General features: G+C 70.9%; 24 protein-coding genes. 18 read left to right on the forward strand and 6 right to left on the reverse strand.

Translation table 11 applies throughout. The features are described from left to right. The first annotated feature begins 1 nt into the window (after nt 1). From hppD to OIU81_RS22915, 5 genes are all read left to right on the forward strand, one after another. Nucleotides 2-1,168: a 4-hydroxyphenylpyruvate dioxygenase gene (hppD, locus tag OIU81_RS22895; RefSeq protein ID WP_329150776.1), complete on the forward strand. Its 1,167-nt coding sequence runs from the start codon at nt 2-4 to the stop codon at nt 1,166-1,168. 66 nt (nt 1,169-1,234) lie between these two features. Next, nucleotides 1,235-2,599 (forward strand): FAD-binding oxidoreductase, encoded by a 1,365-nt coding sequence (locus OIU81_RS22900; RefSeq protein ID WP_329150778.1) that lies wholly within the window; start codon nt 1,235-1,237, stop codon nt 2,597-2,599. 74 nt (nt 2,600-2,673) lie between these two features. Continuing rightward, nucleotides 2,674-2,997: a hypothetical protein gene (locus tag OIU81_RS22905; protein WP_329150780.1), complete on the forward strand. Its 324-nt coding sequence runs from the start codon at nt 2,674-2,676 to the stop codon at nt 2,995-2,997. A 9-nt stretch (nt 2,998-3,006) separates the two neighbouring features. Continuing rightward, nucleotides 3,007-3,300 carry a hypothetical protein gene (locus tag OIU81_RS22910; RefSeq protein WP_329150783.1) on the forward strand — a complete coding sequence of 98 codons (294 nt, stop codon included), beginning with the start codon at nt 3,007-3,009 and terminating at the stop codon, nt 3,298-3,300. 81 nt (nt 3,301-3,381) lie between these two features. After that, a complete protein-coding gene (locus OIU81_RS22915) occupies nt 3,382-4,827 on the forward strand; it encodes a dihydrolipoyl dehydrogenase family protein (protein ID WP_329150785.1) in 1,446 nt (481 codons plus the stop codon). Nucleotides 4,828-4,901: 74 nt separating this feature from the next. On the opposite strand, the gene OIU81_RS22920 is transcribed toward OIU81_RS22915, so the two are convergent. Further along, nucleotides 4,902-5,375, reverse strand: coding sequence for an SsgA family sporulation/cell division regulator (locus OIU81_RS22920; RefSeq protein WP_329150787.1), 474 nt, complete (start codon nt 5,373-5,375; stop codon nt 4,902-4,904). A 237-nt stretch (nt 5,376-5,612) separates the two neighbouring features. On the opposite strand from OIU81_RS22920, the gene OIU81_RS22925 reads away from it, so the two are divergent. Both OIU81_RS22925 and OIU81_RS22930 read left to right on the forward strand, forming a co-directional pair. Next, nucleotides 5,613-7,175, forward strand: coding sequence for an RDD family protein (locus OIU81_RS22925; protein WP_329150789.1), 1,563 nt, complete (start codon nt 5,613-5,615; stop codon nt 7,173-7,175). Nucleotides 7,176-7,357: 182 nt separating this feature from the next. Then, nucleotides 7,358-8,173, forward strand: a complete 816-nt coding sequence (locus OIU81_RS22930) for an RDD family protein (protein ID WP_329150791.1) — start codon at nt 7,358-7,360, stop codon at nt 8,171-8,173. Here the strand turns inward: OIU81_RS22930 and OIU81_RS22935 are convergent. Further along, nucleotides 8,165-8,521: a hypothetical protein gene (locus OIU81_RS22935; protein ID WP_329150792.1), complete on the reverse strand. Its 357-nt coding sequence runs from the start codon at nt 8,519-8,521 to the stop codon at nt 8,165-8,167. The genes OIU81_RS22930 and OIU81_RS22935 overlap by 9 nt on opposite strands. A 396-nt stretch (nt 8,522-8,917) precedes the next feature. Between OIU81_RS22935 and OIU81_RS22940 the strand changes: the two genes are divergently transcribed. Together OIU81_RS22940 and OIU81_RS22945 are read left to right on the forward strand one after the other, a co-directional pair. Then, nucleotides 8,918-11,308 carry an immune inhibitor A domain-containing protein gene (locus OIU81_RS22940; protein WP_329150794.1) on the forward strand — a complete coding sequence of 797 codons (2,391 nt, stop codon included), beginning with the start codon at nt 8,918-8,920 and terminating at the stop codon, nt 11,306-11,308. 164 nt (nt 11,309-11,472) lie between these two features. After that, entirely contained in the window at nt 11,473-11,799 is a 327-nt protein-coding gene (locus tag OIU81_RS22945) for a hypothetical protein (RefSeq protein WP_329155302.1), read from the forward strand. Nucleotides 11,800-11,860: 61 nt separating this feature from the next. On the opposite strand, the gene OIU81_RS22950 is transcribed toward OIU81_RS22945, so the two are convergent. Beyond that, nucleotides 11,861-12,457, reverse strand: coding sequence for an isochorismatase family protein (locus OIU81_RS22950; protein WP_329150796.1), 597 nt, complete (start codon nt 12,455-12,457; stop codon nt 11,861-11,863). Between the two features lie 160 nt (nt 12,458-12,617). Then, on the reverse strand, nt 12,618-13,946 hold the full coding sequence (locus OIU81_RS22955; protein WP_329150798.1) for a nicotinate phosphoribosyltransferase: 1,329 nt from the start codon (nt 13,944-13,946) through the stop codon (nt 12,618-12,620). 176 nt (nt 13,947-14,122) lie between these two features. On the opposite strand from OIU81_RS22955, the gene clpS reads away from it, so the two are divergent. The 8 genes from clpS to OIU81_RS22995 all read left to right on the forward strand — a co-directional run bounded on the left by clpS (nt 14,123) and on the right by OIU81_RS22995 (nt 20,253). Beyond that, entirely contained in the window at nt 14,123-14,452 is a 330-nt protein-coding gene (gene clpS / locus OIU81_RS22960) for an ATP-dependent Clp protease adapter ClpS (RefSeq protein ID WP_329155304.1), read from the forward strand. Further along, nucleotides 14,449-15,045: a DUF2017 domain-containing protein gene (locus OIU81_RS22965; protein WP_329150800.1), complete on the forward strand. Its 597-nt coding sequence runs from the start codon at nt 14,449-14,451 to the stop codon at nt 15,043-15,045. The genes clpS and OIU81_RS22965 overlap by 4 nt, the downstream gene beginning before the upstream one ends. A 319-nt stretch (nt 15,046-15,364) precedes the next feature. After that, on the forward strand, nt 15,365-16,834 hold the full coding sequence (locus OIU81_RS22970; RefSeq protein WP_329150802.1) for an amino acid permease: 1,470 nt from the start codon (nt 15,365-15,367) through the stop codon (nt 16,832-16,834). A gap of 154 nt (nt 16,835-16,988) precedes the next feature. After that, complete coding sequence (locus tag OIU81_RS22975; RefSeq protein ID WP_329150804.1) at nt 16,989-17,414, forward strand: M67 family metallopeptidase; 426 nt, start codon at nt 16,989-16,991, stop codon at nt 17,412-17,414. Between the two features lie 84 nt (nt 17,415-17,498). Then, nucleotides 17,499-17,672, forward strand: coding sequence for a putative leader peptide (locus OIU81_RS22980; RefSeq protein WP_329150806.1), 174 nt, complete (start codon nt 17,499-17,501; stop codon nt 17,670-17,672). A 140-nt stretch (nt 17,673-17,812) separates the two neighbouring features. Continuing rightward, nucleotides 17,813-18,121 carry a MoaD/ThiS family protein gene (locus OIU81_RS22985; protein WP_329150808.1) on the forward strand — a complete coding sequence of 103 codons (309 nt, stop codon included), beginning with the start codon at nt 17,813-17,815 and terminating at the stop codon, nt 18,119-18,121. A gap of 1 nt (nt 18,122) precedes the next feature. Continuing rightward, nucleotides 18,123-19,073 carry a PLP-dependent cysteine synthase family protein gene (locus OIU81_RS22990; protein WP_329150810.1) on the forward strand — a complete coding sequence of 317 codons (951 nt, stop codon included), beginning with the start codon at nt 18,123-18,125 and terminating at the stop codon, nt 19,071-19,073. Between the two features lie 427 nt (nt 19,074-19,500). Then, on the forward strand, nt 19,501-20,253 hold the full coding sequence (locus OIU81_RS22995; RefSeq protein ID WP_329150812.1) for an MBL fold metallo-hydrolase: 753 nt from the start codon (nt 19,501-19,503) through the stop codon (nt 20,251-20,253). Nucleotides 20,254-20,350: 97 nt separating this feature from the next. On the opposite strand, the gene OIU81_RS23000 is transcribed toward OIU81_RS22995, so the two are convergent. Continuing rightward, nucleotides 20,351-21,622, reverse strand: a complete 1,272-nt coding sequence (locus OIU81_RS23000) for a PTS transporter subunit EIIC (RefSeq protein ID WP_329150814.1) — start codon at nt 21,620-21,622, stop codon at nt 20,351-20,353. A 360-nt stretch (nt 21,623-21,982) separates the two neighbouring features. Next, nucleotides 21,983-23,293 carry a PTS transporter subunit EIIC gene (locus tag OIU81_RS23005; protein ID WP_329150816.1) on the reverse strand — a complete coding sequence of 437 codons (1,311 nt, stop codon included), beginning with the start codon at nt 23,291-23,293 and terminating at the stop codon, nt 21,983-21,985. A 231-nt stretch (nt 23,294-23,524) separates the two neighbouring features. Here OIU81_RS23005 and OIU81_RS23010 point away from each other — a divergent pair, with 231 nt between their 5' ends. Continuing rightward, nucleotides 23,525-23,764, forward strand: a complete 240-nt coding sequence (locus OIU81_RS23010; protein ID WP_208683897.1) for a glucose PTS transporter subunit EIIB — start codon at nt 23,525-23,527, stop codon at nt 23,762-23,764. The last annotated feature ends 79 nt before the right edge of the window (nt 23,765-23,843 follow it).

Consider the following 23,843-nt stretch of genomic DNA (forward strand, 5'->3'; position numbering starts at 1 on the left):
CATGGCAGACACCACGATGCACACCCAGACCCAGACCCAGTCCACTGCCCCCGACGCGGCCCGGCAGGCGGACCCCTTCCCGGTCAAGGGGATGGACGCGGTCGTCTTCGCCGTCGGGAACGCCAAGCAGGCCGCGCACTACTACTCCACCGCCTTCGGCATGAAGCGCGTCGCCTACCGCGGCCCGGAGAACGGCAGCCGCGAGACCGCGAGTTACGTCCTCGAATCCGGCGGCGCCCGTTTCGTGTTCACCTCCGTCATCAAGCCCACGACCGAAGGGGGCCGCTTCCTCGCCGACCACGTCGCGGCGCACGGCGACGGCGTCATCGACCTCGCCATCGAGGTCCCGGACGCCCGCGCCGCCTACGAGCACGCCGTCGCGCACGGCGCCACCGGGCTGGAGAAGCCCCATGAGGTCGAGGACGAGCACGGCACCGTCGTCCTGGCGGCCATCGCCACCTACGGGAAGACCCGGCACACCCTCGTCGAGCGCACCGGCTACCACGGTCCCTACCTGCCCGGCTTCGTGGCCACCGAGCCCCTGGTGGAGACCGGCCCGCGGCGCTTCCAGGCCATCGACCACTGCGTGGGCAACGTCGAACTCGGCAAGATGAACGAGTGGGTGGCGTTCTACAACGACGTCATGGGCTTCACCAACATGAAGGAGTTCGTGGGCGACGACATCGCCACCGAATACAGCGCGCTGATGTCGAAGGTCGTCGCCGACGGCACGCTCAAGGTGAAGTTCCCGATCAACGAGCCGGCGATCGCGAAGAAGAAGTCGCAGATCGACGAGTACCTGGAGTTCTACGGCGGCCCCGGCGTCCAGCACATCGCGCTGGCCACCAACGACATCGTCGCCAGCGTCCGGGCGATGCGCGCCGCCGGCGTGGAGTTCCTCGACACCCCCGACTCCTACTACGACACCCTCGGCGAGTGGGCCGGCGAGACCCGGGTGCCGGTGGCGACGCTGCGCGAGCTGAAGATCCTGGTCGACCGCGACGAGGACGGCTATCTGCTGCAGATCTTCACCAAGCCGGTCCAGGACCGGCCGACCGTGTTCTTCGAGATGATCGAGCGGCACGGCTCCATGGGCTTCGGCAAGGGCAATTTCAAGGCACTCTTCGAGGCGATCGAGCGCGAGCAGGAGCGCCGCGGCAACCTCTGAGTCCCGGCCACGGGGCGGGCCGTACACGATCTTCCGTGTACGGCCCACGGATGCGAGGCTGAGGACATGGACCTCATCGCACGGCTGCGCGCCGGACTCCCGGGTGAAGCGATCCTCACCGACCCCGATGTCACCGGCGCCTACGCCACGGACATGGCGAGCTTCTGCGCGGCCGGGACGCCCGCCGTGGTCGTCCTGCCGCGCACCGTCGAGCAGGTCCAGCACGTCATGCGGACGGCCACCGAGCTGCGGGTCCCGGTCGTCCCGCAGGGCGCGCGCACGGGGCTGTCCGGCGCCGCCAACGCCTCCGACGGCTGCCTCGTGCTCTCCCTGGTCAAGATGGACCGGATCCTCGAGATCAACCCCGTCGACCGGATCGCGGTCGTCGAACCCGGCGTCATCAACGCCGCGCTGTCCCGCGCGGCCGGCGCGCACGGCCTCTGCTACCCGCCCGACCCGTCCAGTTGGGAACAGTGCTCCCTCGGCGGCAACATCGCCACCGCCTCCGGCGGCCTGTGCTGCGTCAAATACGGCGTCACCGCCGAGTACGTCCTCGGCCTGGACGTCGTCCTCGCCGACGGGCGGCTGCTGACCACCGGCCGCCGTACCGCCAAGGGGGTGGCGGGCTACGACCTCACCCGGCTGTTCGTCGGCTCCGAGGGGAGCCTGGGCGTCGTCGTCCGCGCGGTCCTCGCCCTCAAGCCCGCGCCGCCCGAGCAGCTCGTGCTGGCCGCGGAGTTCCCCTCCACCGCGGCCGCCTGTGAGGCGGTCTGCGAGATCATGGCCCGCGGCCACGCCCCCTCGCTGCTGGAACTGATGGACCGTACGAGCATCCGCGCGGTCAACGACATGGCGCAGATGGGCCTCCCGGACAGCACCGAGGCGCTGCTGCTGGCCGCCTTCGACACCCCGGAGCCGGCCGCCGACCTCGCCGCCGTCGGCGCGCTGTGCACCGCGGCGGGCGCCACCGAGGTCGTGCCCGCCGAGACCGCCGCCGAGTCCGATCTGCTGCTGCAGGCCCGCCGGCTGACCCTGACCGCGCTGGAACGGGTCAAGTCCGCCACCATGATCGACGACGTCTGCGTACCGCGCTCCCGCCTCGCCGAGATGCTCGACGGCACCGCCGCCATCGCGGAGAAATACGGCCTGACCATCGGCGTCTGCGCCCACGCCGGCGACGGCAACACCCACCCCACCGTCTGCTTCGACGCCGCCGACCCGGACGAGTCGCGCCGGGCCCGCGCGTCCTTCGACGACATCATGGCGCTCGGCCTGCAGCTGGGCGGCACCATCACCGGTGAGCACGGCGTCGGCGTCCTGAAGAAGGAGTGGCTGGCCCGCGAACTGGGACCGGTGGGGCTGGAGTTGCAGCGCGGCATCAAGGACGTCTTCGACCCGCTCGGCATCCTCAACCCCGGCAAACTCTTCTGACCTGCGCGCCCGCGGGTGTCGCCGGAGCCGGGGCCCGGATGTACACGCCGCGGGAAGGGCGGTTGACTGCCCCCATGACGATGAGCGATCCGCACCGGCCCGGCGAGGGCATGGTCACCTTCCGGGTGAGCGGCCACGGAGTCGACGACCTGACCTACGCCGTCCAGCCGCCGGGGGAGTCCGACGGCGAACACCAGGTGATCCGGCCGGAGTTGCCGTGGTTCGAGGTGATCCAGGCGCGCGGCGTGGGCGCCATGCCGATGCTCACCCTCACCCTCGACGGGCCCGGCGCCTACGCCGAGTGCGAGATCCTCACCGACGGCGCACCGGCCGTCCGCGGCACCGTGCACGGCCCCGCGGCGACTGCCGTGTTCATGGCACGTGCCGCCGCCTCGTAAAGTGCCGCCATGGAATATGCCCTCACCCTCGCCACCGCCGTCCTGCTGATCGGCGTCTATCTGAATGCCCAGGCCGCCGACCGCCAGGCCAAGCGGCTGAGCCTCCAGCTCAAGCGACTGGAGCGCAAGACGGACCTGCTGCTCGCGCACGCCGGGATCGCCGAGCCGGAGGACCCCAGGATGGCCGAGCTGGATGCCCTGCTGGCACAGGGCAAGACGATCCAGGCCATCAAGCTGCACCGCGAGGCGACCGGCTCCGACCTCGTCGAGGCCAAGGAAGCGGTCGAACGCCGGATGCGCTGACGGCCAGTTGGGCAGAGGATGGGCGCAAGGACTCCTCGGGCCCACCGGGCCCCCGCATGCCCACGCAGGAAGCGAGAGCCGATGGCAGCCACCGAAGCGACCAACGCCGCTGATGAGGCGTATGACGTCATCGTGCTGGGGGCGGGGCCGACCGGCGAGAACGTCGCCGACCGGGCGCATGCCGCCGGACTGAGCGCGGTGATCGTGGAGAGCGAGCTGGTCGGCGGCGAATGCTCCTACTGGGCCTGTATGCCCAGCAAGGCCCTGCTGCGCCCGGTCACCGCCCGCTCCGAGGCCCGCCGGGTCCCCGGCTTCCAGGCCGCCGCCGACCGCCCCCTGGACGCCCCCGCCGTGCTCGCCCACCGTGACGCCGTCGTCTCGTACTGGAAGGACGACGGCCAGGTCCGCTGGCTGGACTCGGCCGGCATCGACCTCGTCCGCGGTCCGGGCCGGCTGGCCGGGCCCCGCCGGGTCGTCGTCGACGGCGGCCGGGTGCTCACCGCCCGCCACGCGGTCGCGGTGTGCACCGGCAGCCGCGCGGCGCTGCCCCCCGTGCCCGGCCTCGCCGAGGCCCGGCCCTGGACCAGCCGCGACGCGACCGGCGCGAAGACCGTGCCGGGCCGGCTGGTGGTGGTCGGCGGCGGCGTGGTGGGCGTCGAAATGGCCACCGCCTGGCGGGCCCTGGGCTCCTCGGTGACCCTGCTGGTGCGCGGGGACGGGCTGCTGCCCCGGATGGAGCCGTTCGCCGGCCATCTGGTCGCCGAGTCGCTCGCCGAGGCGGGCGTGTTCCTGCGCACCGGCGTCGAGGTGCGCGAGGTGCGCCGGGAGGCCCCGGGCGGACCGGTCACCGTCCTGCTGGACTCGGGCGACGAGATCGTCGCCGATGAACTCCTGATCGCCACCGGCCGGGCCCCGCGCACCGAGGACATCGGCCTGGAGACGGTCGGTCTGTCGCCCGGCTCCTGGCTGGACGTCGACGAGACCCTGCGGGTGACGGGGGTGACCGGCGGCTGGCTCTACGGCGTCGGCGACGTCAACCACCGTGCCCTGCTGACCCATCAGGGCAAGTACCAGGCCCGGATCGCCGGCGCCGCGATCTCCGCCCGGGCCCGGGGCGTCCCGATCCTGGAGTCCGACCCCTGGGGCGCGCACTCCGCCACCGCGGACACCCGTGCCGTCCCCCAGGTCGTCTTCAGCGACCCGGAAGCCGCCTCGGTGGGGCTGAGCGCCGCCGAGGCGGAACGGGCCGGCTACCACGTCCGGGTGGTCGACCAGGACCTGGCGGCCGTGTCCGGTGCCTACCTCTACGGGGAGGGCTACCGCGGCCGGGCCCGGATGGTCGTCGACCTGGACCGTGAGGTGCTGCTCGGCGCCACCTTCGTCGGCCACGGCGTCGCGGAGCTGCTGCACTCCGCGACGATCGCGGTGGCCGCCGAGGTCCCCGTCGAGCGGCTGTGGCACGCGGTGCCCTCCTACCCGACGATCAGCGAGGTGTGGCTGCGGCTGCTGGAGGCCTACCGCGGCTGAGCGCGGGGCGCCGGGAGGCGCGGCGGCCCCGCCGTCCGCGCTCCCGCACCGCGGGCGTCCCCGTACCCCACCCGTCACGCCCCGGGGTCCGGGGACTCCTCCGACGCCGCGCCGCCCGGCCGCAGTTCGTCCCCCGACGCCAGGGCCAGCAGCTCGCTCAGCCCTTTGTCCAGGCCGAGATGCTGCTGCTCGGACCCCGGCGGCACCACCCGCAGGGTGCGCTCCAGCCAGGCCGAGACCGCCGCGGCCGGCGCCTCCAGCAGCGCCTCGCCGTCCGGCGAACCCAGCGCCAGACAGACCAGGCTGCGCCCGTCCACCCGGGTCGGCCAGGCCCGCACATCGCCGTCCCCGCACGGCCGGAACACGCCCTCGACGAGCAGTTCGCGGGCGAAGGTCCACCGGACCGGGGCGTCCGAGCCGATGTGGAAGGTGACATGGACGGCATAGGGGTCGTCCGTCCGGTACGTCAGCCGGGCCGGCACCGGAATGCTCCGCTCCGACGACAGGACCAGGCCCAGCTCCAGCTCTCGCTCCACCACGGTGTACATGACGTCCGCCTTTCCTCGCTCCCTGCGGACGCCCGAAACGAGGCCCGCGGGAGAGGAGAGCGGCCGGGAGCCGGACCATTACGCGACTTCGTACAACTTTTTTTCCGCGCCTCTTCCAGGTGGTCGTCGGCGGGCATCGGCACCGTGGCAACCCGGGGTCTGATAGATGTGGACGCCGCGTTGCGGCAGACTGCACCCCACATCCCACAGGCCGAGTACAGATACGGGACTTCGGACATGAGCGCCCCTACCTCAGGATCCGCCGGCGGTAGCCCTACGCCAGGCTTCTACCCGGACCCGTCCATCCCCGGCTACATCCGGTACTGGAACGGTGCCGCATGGGTGCCGGGCACCAGCCGGCCGGCCCCGGCCGAGGGCGAGGCCATGCCCGCCCCGCCGCCCGGCATGGCCCCGCCGTCGTCCCCCGAACTCTCGGCTCCGCCCGGGCCGGGGGGACTCCCCTCCGCCGTCGAGGAGACCGGCCCGGTCTTCTTCGACGAGGAGGACGCGGCCCAGGGCTCCGCGCTGCCGGCCGTGCGCCGCGCCGGCGAGGTCGCGGCCCGGCCCGGGGTGAACTGGGACGACACCACCCGGCTGCACGGCGCCGGCCTCGAAGCGGGCGCCGCCTGGCAGGCCGACGCCTCCCGGCAGGGCGGGTTCGCCGGCGAGAGCGAGCCCCGGGTCTCCTGGGGTTCGCCGGACCAGGCACCTCCCGGCACGCCGTCGGGCGCCCCCGGATGGGGTGCGGTGCCGCCGCAGCGCGAGGAACCGGCCGGGGCGCAGACCGCGGAGGCGTCCGGTGCGTCCGGGCCCGCCGCACCCGAGGCCCCGTCCGACGGGACGGTCGCCATCCGCGCCGTGAACCCGGCCGCCCGCCACGGCAAGAGCTCCGGCGACCAGGGCACCACCGCGATCCGTGCGGTCCGGCCGGACGCCGGTGAGCCCGCCAGAGCCCACGAGACGATGACGTTCCGCGCCGCGCCCGGCGGCGGCACGACCTCCGCCGCGCCCGGCGGCGGGTCCCCGCAGGCGCTCCCGTCCGTCGGCACACCGCAGCAGCCCCACCGCCCGGTCCCGCGGCAACAGCCCCCGCAGCACCCGGCCTCCCGGACGCCCGCCCCGCAGACCCCGGCGCAGCAGACGCCCGCCCCGCAGACACCGGCCCAGCAGACACCCGCACCCTCGGCCGGCTTCCCGGCGCAGGGCGGCGCCGCGCAGGCCGGGCCCGCACCGCAGGGCGGCGACGCCGACGGTGTCATCCCCTGGAAGCCCCCGGCCGCCGCCGACCCGTTCTACGAGGCCCTCCAGGCGGCGCAGGGCCACCCGGCGGGCCTAGGCCGCCGGTTCGCGGCCCGGCTGATCGACACCCTGGTGCTGGGCGCGATCACCGCCGCGGTGGCCGTTCCCCTGTGGGGCACCGTCACGGACCACCTCGCCGCCAAGGTCGAGGCGGCCAAGCAGTCCGGCCGCCAGGTGACGGTCTATCTCATCGACGGCACGACCATCCCGGTCTTCGCCACGATCCTGGCCGTCCTGCTGCTCGGCGGCGCGCTCTACGAGGCGCTGCCGACCCTCAAGTGGGGCCGCACCCTGGGCAAGAAGCTGTGCGGCGTCCGGGTCCTCGACATCGAGAGCCACGACACCCCGACCCTCGGCGCGGCCCTCAAGCGCTGGTTCGTCTACGGCGTGCTCGGCGTCCTGGCCGTCGGCGTGCTGAACGCCGCCTGGTGCCTGTTCGACCGGCCCTGGCGACAGTGCTGGCACGACAAGGTGGCGCGGACGTTCGTCGCCGCCGACTGAGCGCGCCCGCGCGGGCGGACACCCGCCGCCCGGGAGGCCCGCCCCTCGCGCGCGGGCCCGCCCCGTCGTGGCCCGGATGACGCCGGCGGCACGCCCCGCCGGCGCTCCCGCCCGGGGGACGGCCGTCCCCCGAACGGACTTCGCCGGATGCGGCGGGCCGCGACAAGCGGTCGACTCGGGCCATGAGTACCGACCAGCCCGGCCCCGGCCCCGGTGAGCCGCCGGAGAACGAGCCGTTCCTGAAGAAGCCGCAGGAGCCCCCGGCGGGCGGCGCTCCCGGCAACAGCTCGTCCCGGGAGAACGGCTCCCCGCGCAACAATCACGCCAACGGGACGGGCGGCGGCGAGGGCGCCGCACCACCCCCGGGCGGCCAGCAGCCTCCGGGCGGTCAGCAGCCCCCGCCGCCTCCCGGCGGCACCCCGCCCCCCGGTGGCGGCGCGTACGGCGGGGGGCCGTACGCAGGCGGCCCGTATGCCGGCGATCCCTACGGCGGGCAGTACGGGCAGCCGGCCGATCCGCTGGCCGGGATGCCGCCGCTGGCCAACCGCGGCCGCCGGCTCGTCGCGCGCATCATCGACGCGATCATCATCGGGGTGCCGGTGGGCATCATCATGTCCCTGATCGTCGGCGGGGTGAACTACTTCAGCACCGACAGCGGTCAGGCCGGCCGGCAGTGGACGGTCTCGGGCGTCACCATGCTGGTGTATCTGATCTATGAGGGGCTGATGCTCAGCAGTCGCGGCCAGACCCTCGGCAAGATGGCGATGAAGATCCGGGTGGCGATGCTGGCGAACGGCTCGATCCCCACCCCCCAGGCGGGCTGGACCCGGGCCGCGGTCTATTCGCTGCCGGAGATCGTGCCGTGCTGCGGCTTCATTTTCTGGCTGGTCAACGTCTTGTGGTGTACCTGGGACAAGCCGTATCAGCAGTGTCTGCACGACAAGGCGGCGAAGACCGTGGTGGTGTCCACGGAGCCGGCCCGGCCCGCGTCAGCGTGAGTGCTCGCCGATCCGGGCGCGGGTGACCGCGGCCGGCTCGGCGAGGTGCCACCGGCGGGCACGGGAGGGGGAACCCGCCGGCCGGATACGCCCGGACGGCGCCGGGACGGCCGGTGAAGAGGCGGACGCGGCGGGCGACTCGGCCCGTCCGGCACGCCGGCGGACCACCCGCGGCACCGCGGGCATCGGCACCGTCATGGCGACGAGCAGCCCGAGTCCGAGTCCGGCGATGGCGATGACCGCGACCCCGATCCCGGTCTGCGTCTGCGACAGCAGCAGCATCGCGAGGGTGGAGAAAAAGACGGTGGCCGAACCGTAGGCGAGCTGTGCGGCGGTCGGACGAGGCATGGCGGAATCCGTCCTCGGAGGGTCGGCAGGGGGTAGGTCAAGCACGCGCCAACGAAGGAGCCTACGGTTCTCCTTGCCCGTGCGGAACGCCAGGTAAGCGTGACCTAACCCACGGTGGTGGAGCACGGGGGCGCACGAAACCGCGCGCTGAGCTTCGACGCCGTGGCGTCATGCCAGTTGGGAGCGGGGGGCGCATGTCCAGCGGGCATATACGCCCGGCCCCTGCCCGGGTGCGGTGACCTCTCCCACGTACCGCCGCGCGGTGTCCGATAGCCGCAACTGGCGGACCGAGTAACGTACTTCGCTGTCGTGCTCAAGTCAAGATCTGTCTTTTTCCCCGTACTTCCGGTCGAATGCCCTCGAACAGTGACCGGTCTAAGGGGAGGACAGCGCCAAGTGAGACAGCAGAGAAGGGTGTTCAGATCGGCCGCCCTGGCCACGGCAATTGCTGCGATCGGGGCGGCCGCTTTGTCTTCGGGGGTGGCCTCGGCCGACCCGCAGGGTCCGTCGCCCGTCGCCAAGCGCCAGGACCCGGCCCCTGAGCGGACCGTGGACCACGACCTCAAGGGCCCGTTCAGCGACCGCCAGACGGCCGAGCGCAAGGAAGCGCTCCAGCAGGTCCTCGCCGGTGACGCCAAGCCGACCGAGCGGGGCGGTTCCGCGGTCGTCAAGCTCGGCAAGAGCAAGTACGTCGAGCTGGCCCGGAAGAAGACCGACAAGATCTTCACGATCCTGGTGGACTTCGGCGACAAGGTCGACGACACCACGATGTACGACCCGGACGGCGACGGTCCCAAGCCGCCGGTGAAGAAGTACGGCGGCGACCCCGGCCCGGCACACAACCGGATAGCCCAGCCGGACCGTGCCAAGGACAACAGCACGGCCTGGCAGAAGGACTTCAACCAGAAGCACTTCCAGGACCTCTACTTCTCCCACGACAAGAAGAAGCAGTCGCTGGCGAAGTACTACGAGAAGCAGTCCTCGGGCCGCTACTCGGTCAACGGCGAGGTCTCCGACTGGGTCAAGGTCGATTCGAACGAGGCCCGTTACGGCTCCAACTACTGCGGCCAGCACAACTGCAACAACGTCTGGGACCTGATCCGCGACGGCGTCAACCAGTGGGCCAAGGACCAGAAGGCCAAGGGTCGTACCGACGCCCAGATCAAGGCCGACCTCGCCAAGTACGACCAGTGGGACCGCTACGACCACGACGGCGACGGCAACTTCAACGAGCCCGACGGCTACATCGACCACTTCCAGATCGTGCACGCCGGCGAGGACGAGTCCGCCGGTGGCGGCGTCCAGAAGACCGACGCTCTCTGGGCACACCGCTGGTACGCCTACGGCACCGACGCGGGCAAGACCGGCCCGGGTGCCAACAAGGCGGGTGGCACCCAGATCGGCGACACCGGCATCTGGGTCGGCGACTACACGATGCAGCCGGAGAACGGCGGACTCGGCGTCTTCGCCCATGAGTACGGTCACGACCTGGGCCTGCCGGACGAGTACGACACCTCCGGCACCGGCGAATCCTCCGTGGACTTCTGGTCGCTGATGTCGGGCGGCTCCTGGCTCGGCACCGGCAAGGACAGCATCGGCAACCTGCCCGGTGACATGAGTGCCTGGGACAAGCTGCAGCTGGGCTGGCTCAACTACGGCAAGGCGAAGGCCGCGGCCAAGTCCTCCTACAAGCTGGGCGTCTCCGAGTACAACACCAAGAACAAGCAGGCCGTGGTCGTCACGCTGCCCGCCAAGCAGGTCAAGACCGAGGTCGTCCAGCCCGCCGAGGGCTCGCACCAGTGGTGGAGCGGCAGGGGCGACGACCTGAAGAACACCCTGACCCGGCAGGTGGACCTCACCGGTAAGTCCAAGGCGTCCCTGGGCCTCAAGGGCTGGTGGGACATCGAGAAGGACTACGACTACCTCTACGCCGAGGTCTCGACCGACGGCGGCAACAACTGGACCGCGCTGGACGGCACCGCGGGCGGCAAGCCCATTTCGCGCGACGGCAGCGACAAGCCCGCCCTGACCGGCACCGTGGCCGCCTACCAGGACCTGGCCTACCCGCTGGACGCCTACGCGGGCAAGAAGATCGACCTGCGCTTCCGCTACCAGACCGACGGCGGCACCTCCGGTAAGGGCTTCGCGGCCGACACCGTCAGCGTGACCGCCGACGGCACGCCGCTTTTCAGTGACAACGCCGAGAGCGGCGACAACGGCTGGACCAGCAAGGGCTTCTCGCGGATCGGGGCCTCGTTCACCAAGTCCTACCCGCAGTACTACATCGCCGAGAACCGCCAGTACGTGTCGTACGACAAGACCCTCAAGGTCGGTCCGTACAACTTCGGCTGGACCACGGCCAAGCCGTCCTGGGTGGAGCACTTCCCCTACCAGAACGGTGTACTGATCTGGCTGTGGGACACCTCGCAGGCGGACAACAACGTCGGCCAGCACCCCGGCTACGGGCAGATCCTGCCGGTCGACGCGCACCCCAAGGCCGAGCACTGGGCCGACGGCAAGCTGATGCGCAACCGCTTCCAGAGCTACGACTCGACCTTCACGCGGTTCCCGACCGACGCGCTGACCCTCCACCGGGACGGCAAGGAGGTCAAGATCACCTCGAAGAAGGGCGTCACGCTCTTCGACGACCGGCACGGCGTCTACTACGACAAGACGAACCCGACCGGTGGCGTGATCGTTCCTGACACCAACACCCGGATCAAGATCCTCAAGGAGGCCCGGGACGGCTCCACGGTGACGGTCCAGGTGGGCCCCGCCGGTAAGTAGAAGGTAAAATCGCAGGTCAGAGGCTATTCGGTCGTCGCCCCCTAGCGGGCGGCGGCCGATTCGCGTTTAGATGCGTTCTACAGTTCCTTGTTGACGCGAAGTCTCACGGGGGAGAAATGATCAAGTCCGGTGGCGGTTACATCAGGCTCCCTGGAGGGAGCGTGGTGGTCGCCCTCTCACTGCCCAGGCCGGCTCACGGCCCGCGGCCCGGCCCGTACGACTGCGGGTGCCGGGTCCGGGTGCTGGTCCATGCGGTGAACCGCCAGCGCGCCCTGACCAGGCTGCGCAACCTCGGGCTGCGCAGGGTCTACCTGCGCGGCAACACCGAGCCGCCCACACCCGACGAGATCACGGCCGTACTGCACCACCCGGACGGGGTGGTCTGGCGCGAGACGCCGGAGGACGACACCGAGTCCTGGCATCCGATACGGGCGCTGATGCGACCGCAGATCCCCCCGGCGTCCGCCGCCGACTACCGGGCCGCGGGGTAGCGCGCGGGGCCCCGAGGGCACCCGCGGAAGGCCGCGGGCCGGGCATGCGCCGCGAGGGGCGTCAGCCGCCGAGGACCACCGGTTTCCCGGTCAGCTCGGCGCCCGCCGCGCGCAGCTCCGCCAGCGCCCGCTCGGTGGTGTGCGCGGCCACGCCGGCCGTCAGATCCAGCAGGACATGGGTGCGCAGCCCGGCCCGGACCGCGTCCAGGGCGGTGGCGCGCACGCAGTGGTCGGTGGCCAGGCCGACCACGTCGACCTCGGTGACGCCGTGGCCGCGCAGCCAGTCCGCGAGCGGGGTGCCGTTCTCATCCGTGCCCTCGAAGCCGCTGTACGCCCCGGAGTGGGTGCCCTTGTCGAAGACCGCGTCGATGGCCCCGGAGGCGATCGCCGGGGTGAAGTTGGGGTGGAAGCCGCTGCCCTCGGTGCCGGCCACGCAGTGCACCGGCCAGGAGTGCTCGTAGTCGGGGTGCTCGGAGAAGTGGTCACCGGGGTCGATGTGGTGATCCCGGGTGGCCACGACGTAGCGGTAGCAGCCGCCGGCCGTCTGGCCGACCAGATCGGTGATGGCCGCCGCGACATCCGCGCCCCCCGCCACCGCGAGGCTGCCGCCCTCGCAGAAGTCGTTCTGCACATCAACGACGATCAATGCCCGGTGCATGGTGCGTGCCTTCCGGCTGGGAATCGGGGGACCGGCCCGGAATGTGGTGCGGTGGTGTGACCGAGGGTAGCCACTGGCGGGGGATTGCGGGAGTGCTTCGGAGCCCGGCGGCCGCGGGGCGGCGGGCGCGCCGCTGCCCGCGCCGGCCGCCGGGGACGCGTCAGACGTATTCGGTGGGCAGCACGGCCTCGCCCCGGGAGAGCTGGGTCGCCGACAGCGGCAGCCGGTCGCGGGCGGCGATGTGCCGGTCGCGGGCGGCGTCCAGCGGCTCACGCGCCACCACGGTGCCGCCGCTCACCAGCGGCACCAGCAGCTGCCGGTCGGCCAGCTCCGCCGGGACCGGGCCGGTGCCGATGACCTCGGCCTCGGCGACACCGTCCGCGTCCGGCCGGCGCGCCGCCCACTTGCGGCCGCCGAGCGAGGTCTTGGCCCCCATCGAGCGCTTGGCGACCGGCCGCAGCGGGGCGCCGGGCGCGTCGCTGTCGGCGCGGGCGACCAGCTTGTAGACCATCGAGCACGTCGGGTGCCCGCTGCCGGTCACCAGCTGGGTGCCGACGCCGTACGCGTCCACCGGCGCGGCGGCCAGCGAGGCGATGGCGTACTCGTCGAGATCGCTGGTGACCACGATCTTGGTCTTGGTGGCGCCCAGCTCGTCCAGCTGCTGGCGCACCCGGTGGGCGATCAGCAGCAGATCACCGGAGTCGATCCGTACGGCACCGAGGCCGGGCCCGGCCACCTCCACGGCGGTGCGCACCGCCTCGGCGACGTCGAAGGTGTCCACGAGCAGGGTCGTGCCGCTGCCGAGGGTGTCGACCTGGGCGGTGAAGGCGTCCCGCTCGGTGTCGTGCAGCAGGGTGAAGGCGTGGGCGCTGGTGCCGACGGTGGGGATGTTGTAGCGGAAGCCGGCCGCCAGGTCGGAGGTGGTGTGGAAGCCGCCGACGTAGGCGGCGCGGGCCGCGGCCACCGCCGCCAGCTCGTGGGTGCGGCGGGCGCCCATCTCCATCAGCGGCCGGTCGCCGGCCGCCACCGACATCCGGGAGGCGGCCGCGGCCACCGCGGAATCGTGGTTGAGGATCGAGAGGATCACCGTCTCCAGCAGCACCGCCTCGGCGAAGGTGCCCTCGACCCGCATGACGGGGGAGCCGGGGAAGTAGACCTCGCCTTCCGGATAGCCCCAGATGTCGCCGCGGAAGCGGAAGCCGGCCAGCCAGTCGAGGGTCGGCTCGTCGAGGATGCCGCGCTCGCGCAGAAAGCCGAGGATCGTCTCGTCGAAGCGGAAGTTCTCCACCGCGTCCAGCACCCGGCCGGTGCCGCCCACCACGCCGTAGCGGCGGCCCTCGGGCAGCCGGCGGGTGAAGACCTCGAAGACCGAGCGCCGGTCCGCGGTGCCGGACCGCAACGCGGCCTGCAGCATGGTGAGTTCGTACTGGTCGGTGAAGAGCGCAGTTGACGGCACGGCCACCGGCAGCCCCAGGTCTGCTGTGTTCATGGGGATGATGCTACCCCCAATACTCGTCACTTTGACGATAGTGGGGTGAGGGCCTCCCGGCGGCCCGGCCGGCGGGCGGGCGCGGCTCGCCGACGCGGCCCGCGCGAGGGGCATTTGTGCGTCACAGGTCCCCGGGTGGCAGCATGGGGCCTGTGAGCGCCCACCCGTCACCCACCATCACGCTCCGGCCGCACCACTGCACCCTCAGTGTCCCGGTCGAGACCGAGCGTCCCGAGTCGAGCGAGGCTCCCTTCGAGGTCCCCGAGCCCGACGTCCCGTGGGTCACGATCGTCCACAACGACCCCGTGAATCTCATGAGCTATGTCTCCTACGTCTTCCAGACGTACTTCGGCTATTCCAAGGACAAGGCGCACCAGTTGATGCTCGACGTCCATCACAAGGGCCGCGCGGTGGTCTCCAGCGGAAGCCGCGAGGAAATGGAGCGCGACGTGCAGGCCATGCACGGCTTCGGCCTGTGGGCGACCCTCCAGCAGGACCGCCGATGACCGGGCAGTTCGCACCGCTGCCCGACGGCGGCGCCTCGGTCCCCCTCGACGAGGTCGAGATCTCCATCCTGCGCAGCCTCGCCGTCCAGCTGATGGAGCTGATCGGCCCGGGCGAGGAGACCGGGGAGCGCGAGGGCGACGACCTGCTGGCGTCGATCTTCAACGACGGCCCCAGCGAGCCGCCCGCCGACCCGGTCCTGGCCCGTCTCTTCCCCGACGCCTACGGCGGGCCCGACCTCGTCCCCGACGACGACGTCCGCGCGGCCTCCGCCGAATTCCGCCGCTACACCGAGAACGATCTGCGCTCCCGCAAGCGCGAGGACACCCTCGCGCTGATCCGCGCGCTGGACACGCTGGCACCGTCCGGCGGCGGGAGCGCGGAGCTGCGGCTCAAGCCCGCGGAGTGCCGGCAGTGGCTGGGGGCCCTCAACGACCTCAGGCTGGCCATCGGGACGCGGCTTGAAGTGACCGATGAAGAGGACGGCGGTGAGCTGTTGCGGCTGCCGGACAGCGACCCCCGCAAGCCGATGGTGATGGCATATCTCTGGCTCGGTGGGCTTCAGGAGACTCTGGTCGAGTCACTGATGGGATGAAAGCCGGGCATATCGCCCCGGCTGTTCACACGGTGTTCGCTCAGCGGATGCTCAAATCCGCATAACGATCCCATTACCGCCGCCAAGCAAGTTGTAGGCACTTACTCGGTTTGGCCCCTTTTTCCCGTGGTGCTGTTCACGCCATCCCTAGGCGATCTTCGAGGGGGCGTGATAGATGTTCACGACCTGCCGTGAGTGACGCCACCCCTGTCGCTGCGGGAGCGCTTGGCCGGCCGACCGTCGGCAGCAGGACTCCATCCGGGGGGATCGGGACCCGATCCGGACAGACCGGGTCGGTATGGAGAAAGGCGCACCACACATGACCTCTGTGCAGGTCGACAAGCAACACGACGGCAACGAGGCAGCTGAGCAGGCCCCCGAAGAGGGCTATCAGCGCGGTCTGGGAAACCGTCAGATCCAGATGATCGCCATTGGTGGCGCCATCGGTACCGGTCTCTTCCTCGGAGCCGGTAAGGCGATCTCGATGGCCGGGCCGAGCATCATTCTCGCCTACGCCATCGTCGGTCTGGTCATCTTCTTCATCATGCGGGCCCTGGGCGAACTGCTCATGTACCGGCCCGTCTCCGGCTCCTTCTCGGAGTACGCGAGAGAGTTCCTCGGCCCCTTCGTCGGCTTTGTGACCGGCTGGACGTACTGGCTGTTCTGGGTCGTCACCGGCATTACCGAAGTGACCGCCGCGGCCACCTATGTGCAGTACTGGAACAAGGGCATACCGCAATGGGCGGCTGCGCTGGTCTTCACCGTCGCGCTCTTCGGTATCAACCTGATCTCCGTGAAGATCTTCGGTGAGCTGGAATTCTGGTTCTCGATGGTCAAGGTCACCGCGATCGTCGGCATGATCCTGATCGGCCTCGGCGTGATCACCCTCGGCTTCTCCAACGCCGGTGACACCGCCTCCTTCACCAACCTGTGGTCCCACGGCGGCTTCTTCCCCAAGGGCATCGGCGGCACGCTGATGACGCTGCAGATCGTGATGTTCGCCTTCCTCGCCGTCGAACTCGTCGGCGTCACCGCGGGCGAGGCGACCAACCCGAAGAAGGTCCTGCCCCAGGCGATCAACACCGTGCCGTGGCGGATCGGCCTCTTCTACATCGGTGCGCTGATCATCATCCTGTCCGTCGTCAGCTGGACGGTCTTCAAGCCGGGCGTCAGCCCCTTCGTGGAGGCCTTCCAGCAGATCGGCCTGCCGGCCGGTGCGGGCATCGTCAACTTCGTCGTGCTGACGGCCGCGCTCTCCTCGGCCAACTCCGGCATGTACTCCACCGGCCGGATGCTGCGCGACCTCGCGCTCAACGGCCATGGCCCGAAGTTCTTCACCAAGCTCAGCAAGAACGGCCTGCCCACCTGGGGCACCGGCGTCTCGGTCGCGATGATGCTGTTCGGCGTCTACATCAACTACCAGTGGCCCGGCGAGGCGTTCAACTACGTCGTCTCCTTCGCCACCATCTCCGGTATGTGGGCGTGGATCGTCATCCTGGCCTCGCAGCTGCGCTACCGCGCCAAGGCGAACCGCGGCGAGCTGCCGGAGTCCGAGTTCAAGGCCCCCGGCAGCCCCTACACCTCGATCTTCGCGCTGGCCTTCATCGCCATGGTGATCGTGATGATGGGCGTCGACCCGGACGCCCGGATCTCGCTCTACGCGGCGCCCGTCTGGGCGCTCATCCTGGGCGTGGGCTACCTGTGCATCAAGCGCCGGGACGCGGCGAACGGCCTGACGTCCGCCGCGGCGGGCCGGCAGGCCCCCGCCAAGGACGCCAAGGACGCCTAGCACCCACGCACCACCCCGGGCGCCACTCCTGACGTCCAGCATGCGGGCCCGTACGTACCAGTTTTCGGTACGTACGGGCCCGCTGCGTGCTCGCCCCGTCGCTCACCGCCACCCTCAGCCCAGCGCTCCGCCCGCTCCTCTTATCCTTGGCGCCATGCTGACCCTCACCAAGGCCCTCCACGACCAGATCGTCGAGCACTCGCGCCAGGACCACCCCGACGAGGCCTGCGGCGTGGTCGCGGGCCCGGCCGGCAGCGGCCGCCCCGAGCGGTTCATCCCGATGCTGAACGCCGCCCGCTCGCCCACGTTCTACGAGTTCGACTCGGCCGACCTGCTCAAGCTCTACCGGGAGATGGACGACCGGGACGAGGAGCCGGTGATCATCTACCACTCGCACACCGCCACCGAGGCCTACCCCTCGCGCACCGACATCTCCTACGCCAACGAGCCGGCTGCCCACTATGTCCTGGTATCCACCGCTGACGCCGACGACGCCGGGCCGTTCCAGTTCCGCTCGTTCCGTATCGTCGACGGCACGGTGACCGAGGAAGAGGTCGAGGTCGTGGCGGCGTACTCCTGAGCGCGTCCCACCTGGCGTACAGCAATCGTCCGCATCATGGGACGTGGTTCCAAAACCCGGACCGGGAATCGATACGATGACCGCATGGTTGACCCTGACGTGAGCGAAAAGAGGCCGGGCATGCTGCTGCTCGCTCCGCTCGCCACGCGTCGCTCCGCATCCGCCCTGCTGGGCGCGTTCGGCTGCGGAGCCGCACGGCTGCACGTCGATCTGTGCCGGCTTTCCAGCGCCATCTGTCCGCGCTGCGCCGCCGCCTGACCCGGCCTGCCCCGGGCGCGCGGCGCGCGTCTTCGGCAACCCCCCGCACTTCCCGCGTCACCCGACGCCCTCCCGGCACGCCGTAGGCCGTGCACCCCGGGACGCACCGCCCCCGACCCGCACTCCCACAGGAGCACCCCATGGCCATCGAGGTCCGAATCCCGACCATCCTGCGCACCTACACCGACGGCCAGAAGGCCGTCGAGGGCAGCGGAGAGACCCTCGCCGACCTCTTCACCGACCTGGAGAGCCGGCACACCGGCATCCGCGAGCGCCTCGTCGAGGGCGAGCAGCTGCGCCGCTTCGTGAACGTCTACCTCAACGACGAGGACGTCCGCTTCCTGGAAGGCATCTCCACCAAGCTCGCCGACGGCGACAACGTGACGATCCTCCCGGCCGTGGCGGGCGGCTCCGCCGCGGCGATGGCGCCCCGGGACGGGCTGGTCTGACGTGCGTTACGACTCCCCGCTGGCGGCGGTCGGGAACACTCCTCTCGTCCGCCTCCCGCGCCTGTCGCCCTCCGACGACGTCCGTATCTGGGCGAAGCTGGAGGACCGCAACCCCACGGGTTCGATCAAGGACCGGCCCGCGCTGCACATGGTCGAGCAGGCCGAGAAGGACGGCCGGCTCACCCCCGGCTGCACCATCCTGGAGCCGACCAGCGGCAACACCGGCATCTCGCTCGCCATGGCGGCCAAGCTCAAGGGCTACCGCATCGTGTGCGTGATGCCGGAGAACACCTCGTCCGAGCGGCGGGAGCTGCTCGCCATGTGGGGCGCGGAGATCATCCCCTCGCCCGCGGCGGGCGGCTCCAATACGGCCGTACGGGTCGCCAAGGAACTGGCCGCCGAGCATCCCGACTGGGTGATGCTCTACCAGTACGGGAACCCCGACAACGCCGGTGCGCACTACGCCACCACCGGCCCCGAGATCCTCGCCGACCTCCCCTCGGTCACCCATTTCGTGGCCGGGCTCGGCACCACCGGCACCCTGATGGGCGTCGGACGCTATCTGCGCGAGCACGTCCCCGGCGTCCAGATCGTCGCCGCCGAGCCGCGCTACGACGACGTGGTCTACGGGCTGCGCAACCTCGACGAGGGCTTCATCCCCGAGCTCTACGACGAGTCCCAGCTCACCACCCGCTTCTCGGTCGGTTCCGAGGACGCGGTCCGCCGCACCCGCGAACTCCTCGCGGAGGAAGGCATCTTCGCGGGCATCTCCACCGGCGCGGCGCTGCATGCCGCGATCGGCGTCGCCCGCAAGGCCGTCAAGGCGGGGGAGAGCGCCGACGTCGTCTTCGTCGTCGCCGACGGCGGCTGGAAGTACCTCTCCACCGGCGTGTACACCGCCGAGTCCACCGAGGCGGCGATCGCCACGCTGCACGGGCAGCTCTGGGCGTAGGCGTGGGGTGGCGGCACACGGGGTGACGGGCGGCGGCCCTCCCCGGCGGGGCCGGCACGAGGCGAGCGCCCCGGGGCGCCCCGGCACCTCCGGGGCCCCCGGGGCGCGGAGGGCGGAAGCCGGTGGAACGGAGCGGCGGAACAGCGGCGGGACGGTGGCGGAACGGGTGGCGGAAGGGGCCACTGCGTACGGGCGTACGGGGCGTCAGCCCGGACTGGTGATTCCGCCCACAGCTCGCCCCGCTGGAGGAGCCACAGCACCTTTTGCGCCTTACGCTCGTGGGCACCGCACCGACCGCCAAGGATCCGGCAACACCCCGGCAGGGCCCGCCGGGAAACCCCCCATGGACCCTCCCCGAGCTCTCCACCGCGTGCGAGCCGGGGAAGGCGCCTGACCGCCGCCCACGCCCACGGAGGTTCACGCCCGTATGAAGCTCACTGTCGTCGGATGCTCGGGGTCGTTCCCTTCGATGGAATCGGCCTGCTCGAGCTACCTCCTGGAGGCCGACGGCTTCAGGCTGCTCCTCGACATGGGCAATGGCTCCCTGGGTGAGCTGCAGCGCCACACCGGCCTCTATGACCTGGATGCCGTACTCCTGTCGCACCTGCACGCCGATCACTGCATCGACCTGTGCGGCTATTTTGTCGTGCGCTACTACCGCCCGGACGGCGGCCGGTGTGCGCCGATGCCGGTCTACGGGCCGGCCGGAACCGAGCGCCGGCTGACCGTGGCGCACGCCGACCTGCCGTACGACGGCGCGATGAGCGAGGTCTTCGACTTCCGCACCCTGACGCCGGGCACCTTCACCCTCGGGCCGTTCACGATCCGTACGGAGCGGGTCAAGCACCCCGTGGAGGCCTTCGCCGTCCGGGTCGAGCACGGCGGCCGGTCGCTGACGTACTCCGGGGACACCGGCCCCTGCGACGCGCTGGAGACCCTCGCGGCGGGCACCGACTTCTTCCTGTGCGAGGCGTCCTTCACCTACGGCAAGGAAGACATCCCGGACCTGCACCTCAACGGGCGCGAGGCCGGCGAGGCCGCCCGGCGGGCCGCCGCGGGGCGGCTGGTGCTGACCCACATCCCGCCATGGACCGACCCGGACATCAGCGTCCGTGACGCCCAGAAGGTCTATGACGGGCCGGTCGAGGTCGCCAAGGCGGGCGCCGTCTACGAGATCTGAAGCGGGCCGCGGGAAGCGTCCTGCGGCACACGGCGAGGGCCCCCGGAAACCGAACGGTCTCCGGGGGCCCTCGCCGTGTGCCGCGGATCCGCGGGGGTCAGGCCTTGTACTGGGCCTTGTCCTCCGCGGCGATCTCCTCCTCGGACTCGCGTCCGGGGGTCGGCAGGTTGAACTTGACGATCGCGAACCGGAACACCGTGTAGTACAGCGCCGCGAAGACCAGACCCATCAGGGCCAGCAGCCACGGCTTGGTGGCGATGCCGAGGTTCAGCAGGAAGTCGATCGCGCCGGCCGAGAAGCCGAACCCGTCCTTCATCCCCAGGGCCCAGGTCAGCGCCATCGAGACACCGGTCAGCACCGCGTGGATGGCGTACAGCACCGGGGCGATGAACATGAAGGTGAACTCGATCGGCTCGGTGACGCCGGTGACGAAGGCGGTCAGCGCGATGGAGAGCATCATGCCGCCGACGACCTTGCGGCGCTCGGGCCGGGCGCAGTGCACGATCGCCAGGCAGGCGGCCGGCAGCGCGAACATCATGATCGGGAAGAAGCCGGTCATGAACTGTCCGGCCGAGGGGTCGTGGGCCAGGAAGCGGGCGATGTCGCCGTGCTTGCCGTGGTAGTCACCGGCCTGGAACCACGGGAAGGAGTTCAGCAGGTGGTGCATGCCGACCGGGATCAGCGCACGGTTGGCGACACCGAAGATACCGGCGCCCACCGCGCCCGAGCCGACGAGCCAGGCGCCGAAGCTGTGCAGACCGGCGCCGAGCACGGGCCAGATGTAGCCGAAGACGATGCCGATGGCGAGGCCGGCGAAGGCGGCGAGGATCGGCACGAGGCGGCGGCCGCCGAAGAAGCCGAGCCAGTCGGGCAGCTTCTTGCGGCTGTAGCGCTGGTAGAGCAGCGCGACCACGATGCCCATCACGACGCCGCCCAGCACTCCCGCGTCCACCGGCGGGGCGGCGTCGGTTATCTTGCCGTCGACGATCTTCTGGACGGTGGGCAGGCTGCTGTCCGAGAAGGTGCCGAGGACCTTGCTGAAGACCAGGTAGCCGACGACCGCGGCCAGGGCGGTGGAGCCGTCGGACTTCTTGGCGAAGCCGATCGCGATGCCCACGGCGAAGAGCATCGGCATGTTGTCGAGCAGCGCGCCGCCACCGGCCGCCATGAACTCGGCGATCTTGTTCAGGAACGCGGGGAACGACTCCCGGCCGAGCATGTCCGGCTGGCCGAGCCGCACCATCAGTGCTGCCGCGGGCAGTGTGGCGATCGGTAGCATCAGGCTGCGGCCGATGCGCTGGGCCACTGCCATGGCGCCCGAGCCGCGGCCCTTCTTCTTGGGGGCCGCTGTCGCGGTGGCCGAACTCATCGGATTCCTCCTGGTGAGGCGGGGACTCGATAGGGGAAACCACTGGTCTATACCGGTCAGTGGTTTAGACCATTCTTACACGGTCGTTCGCCGCAAAGGAATCCCCGTGAAGGCCCCGGAACGCCCGCGCTCACCGGGCTCCGGCGGACGGCCGGAGCGGGTGCGAAGGGGGCGGGGGAGGGCCTCCGCAACTCCCGCTGTGCGCGGGGGAGTTCGCCGCGGGCAAGATCGCCTTCGCCCCGGGCAGGATCGCCTTCACCCCGGGCAAGATCACCGCGGACGGGCGGGGCGGGGCGGAGCGAGTCGGCGTGAGAGGGGGGCGAGGCGGGGCGGAGCGAGCTGGGAGCCCCTGGCCGGCCCCTACTTCACGTTCTCCTGCTCCATCGCATCGCCCACCTCGTCCGGCTCCCGGCCGGGCGTCGCCAGATTGAACTTCGTGATCACGAAGCGGAAGAGGGCGTAGTAGACCACCGCGAAACACAGGCCGATGGGAATGATCAGCCAGGGCTTGGTCGCCAGCCCCCAGTTGATGACGTAGTCGATCAGGCCGGCCGAGAAGCTGAAGCTGTCGTGCACGCCCAGCGCCCAGCTCACCGCCATCGACACACCGGTCAGCACGGCGTGGATCGCGTACAGCACCGGCGCGACGAACAGGAACGAATACTCGATCGGCTCGGTCACGCCCGTCACGAACGAGGTCAGGCCGACCGACAGCATCATGCCGGCGATCTCCTTGCGGCGGTGCGGCTTGGCGCAGTGCGCGATGGCCAGCGCCGCGGCCGGCAGCGCGAACATCATGATCGGGAAGAACCCGGTGGTGAACTGCCCCGCCGTCGGGTCGCCCGCCAGGAACCGGTTGATGTCACCGTGCACGACCGTGCCGTCCGGCTTGGTGAAGCTGCCGAACTGGAACCAGACGAAGGTGTTCAGGAACTGGTGCAGGCCGATCACCAGCAGCGCGCGGTTGGCGACGCCGAAGAGCCCGGCGCCCCACGACCCCAGCCCCGTCAGCCACTCACTGAAGCTCGTCAGCGCGTCACCGATCGGCTGCCAGACGAACAGGCACAGCACCGCGAACACCAGCCCGACGAAGGCCATGATGATCGGGACCAGCCGGCGGCCGTTGAAGAACCCCAGCCAGTCCACCAGCTTCACCCGGTGGAAGCGCTGCCACAGCCAGGCGGACAGGAACCCCATGACGATGCCGCCGAAGACCCCCGGGTTCTGGAAGGAGGCCTGCGTCACGGTCAGCGTCTTGTCGACGCACACCCCGCTCCACAGGCCGGCCTGGGTGTACGTCTGCCCCGCGGCGCAGCCCGCCGGGAACGCGTGCATCACCGAGAAGTAGACGAGGAAGCCGGCCACCGCCGCCAGCGCCGTCGACCCGTCCGACTTCTTGGCCATGCCGATCGCCACACCGATGCAGAACAGCAGCGGCAGGCCGAGCCCCGAATCCAGCAGGGCGCCGCCCGCGGCCGCGAAGACCTTGCCGACCGCGTCCCAGCCCAGCCCGTCCGCGCCGAACACATCCGGCTGGCCGAGGCGGTTGAGAATGCCCGCAGCGGGCAGGACGGCAATCGGCAACTGCAGGCTGCGCCCCATCTTCTGCAGCCCCTGGAAGAGGTTCGCTCCCCAGTTCCGCCTCGGTGCCGCCGCCGCGTTCGCACTCATCGCTGTCCTCCCGGCGGTCGGCCCGTCGACAACCGCCCTGGTGCTTGCCGCATACTGGTGGTGTAGACCACTTGTGGTGCGTTCCGGCAGTCCCGTCCGGGCCGTTCGGCGCGCACTTCGGTGATCGCCATCCTTCGCCAGACAGCGGACAAACGCCCACATAGTTGGGCCGAACGTGCGTTACGGTGTGAAACCGCCCGGCGGGACCGCCGGCGGCCGAGACAAGCAGGAGTGGACATGGCCAGCAAGGCAGAGAAGATCGTCGCCGGGCTCGGCGGACTCGACAACATCGAAGAGGTCGAGGGCTGCATCACCCGCCTCCGCACCGAGGTCGTCGACTCCTCCCTCGTCGACGAGGCCGCCCTCAAGGCCGCCGGCGCCCACGGCGTCGTCAAGATGGGCACCGCGATCCAGGTCGTCATCGGCACCGACGCCGACCCCATCGCCGCCGAGATCGAAGACATGATGTGAGGACTTGAGCCGCGCCCGGCGCGCCTCCTGCCGACGGCCCCGCACCGGACGATCCACCGCCCGGAGTGGGGCCCTCGCG

The sequence above is a fragment of the Streptomyces sp. NBC_01454 genome (assembly GCF_036227565.1).
Classification (GTDB): domain Bacteria; phylum Actinomycetota; class Actinomycetes; order Streptomycetales; family Streptomycetaceae; genus Streptomyces.

Coding starts and splice junctions, on each gene's coding strand:
- hppD (WP_329150776.1), top strand. CDS start 2: ATGGCAGACACCACGATGCACACCCAGACCCAGACCCAGTCCACTGCC.
- OIU81_RS22900 (WP_329150778.1), top strand. CDS start 1,235: ATGGACCTCATCGCACGGCTGCGCGCCGGACTCCCGGGTGAAGCGATC.
- OIU81_RS22905 (WP_329150780.1), top strand. CDS start 2,674: ATGACGATGAGCGATCCGCACCGGCCCGGCGAGGGCATGGTCACCTTC.
- OIU81_RS22910 (WP_329150783.1), top strand. CDS start 3,007: ATGGAATATGCCCTCACCCTCGCCACCGCCGTCCTGCTGATCGGCGTC.
- OIU81_RS22915 (WP_329150785.1), top strand. CDS start 3,382: ATGGCAGCCACCGAAGCGACCAACGCCGCTGATGAGGCGTATGACGTC.
- OIU81_RS22920 (WP_329150787.1), bottom strand. CDS start 5,375: ATGTACACCGTGGTGGAGCGAGAGCTGGAGCTGGGCCTGGTCCTGTCG.
- OIU81_RS22925 (WP_329150789.1), top strand. CDS start 5,613: ATGAGCGCCCCTACCTCAGGATCCGCCGGCGGTAGCCCTACGCCAGGC.
- OIU81_RS22930 (WP_329150791.1), top strand. CDS start 7,358: ATGAGTACCGACCAGCCCGGCCCCGGCCCCGGTGAGCCGCCGGAGAAC.
- OIU81_RS22935 (WP_329150792.1), bottom strand. CDS start 8,521: ATGCCTCGTCCGACCGCCGCACAGCTCGCCTACGGTTCGGCCACCGTC.
- OIU81_RS22950 (WP_329150796.1), bottom strand. CDS start 12,457: ATGCACCGGGCATTGATCGTCGTTGATGTGCAGAACGACTTCTGCGAG.
- OIU81_RS22955 (WP_329150798.1), bottom strand. CDS start 13,946: ATGAACACAGCAGACCTGGGGCTGCCGGTGGCCGTGCCGTCAACTGCG.
- OIU81_RS22965 (WP_329150800.1), top strand. CDS start 14,449: ATGACCGGGCAGTTCGCACCGCTGCCCGACGGCGGCGCCTCGGTCCCC.
- OIU81_RS22970 (WP_329150802.1), top strand. CDS start 15,365: ATGACCTCTGTGCAGGTCGACAAGCAACACGACGGCAACGAGGCAGCT.
- OIU81_RS22975 (WP_329150804.1), top strand. CDS start 16,989: ATGCTGACCCTCACCAAGGCCCTCCACGACCAGATCGTCGAGCACTCG.
- OIU81_RS22980 (WP_329150806.1), top strand. CDS start 17,499: ATGGTTGACCCTGACGTGAGCGAAAAGAGGCCGGGCATGCTGCTGCTC.
- OIU81_RS22985 (WP_329150808.1), top strand. CDS start 17,813: ATGGCCATCGAGGTCCGAATCCCGACCATCCTGCGCACCTACACCGAC.
- OIU81_RS22995 (WP_329150812.1), top strand. CDS start 19,501: ATGAAGCTCACTGTCGTCGGATGCTCGGGGTCGTTCCCTTCGATGGAA.
- OIU81_RS23000 (WP_329150814.1), bottom strand. CDS start 21,622: ATGAGTTCGGCCACCGCGACAGCGGCCCCCAAGAAGAAGGGCCGCGGC.
- OIU81_RS23005 (WP_329150816.1), bottom strand. CDS start 23,293: ATGAGTGCGAACGCGGCGGCGGCACCGAGGCGGAACTGGGGAGCGAAC.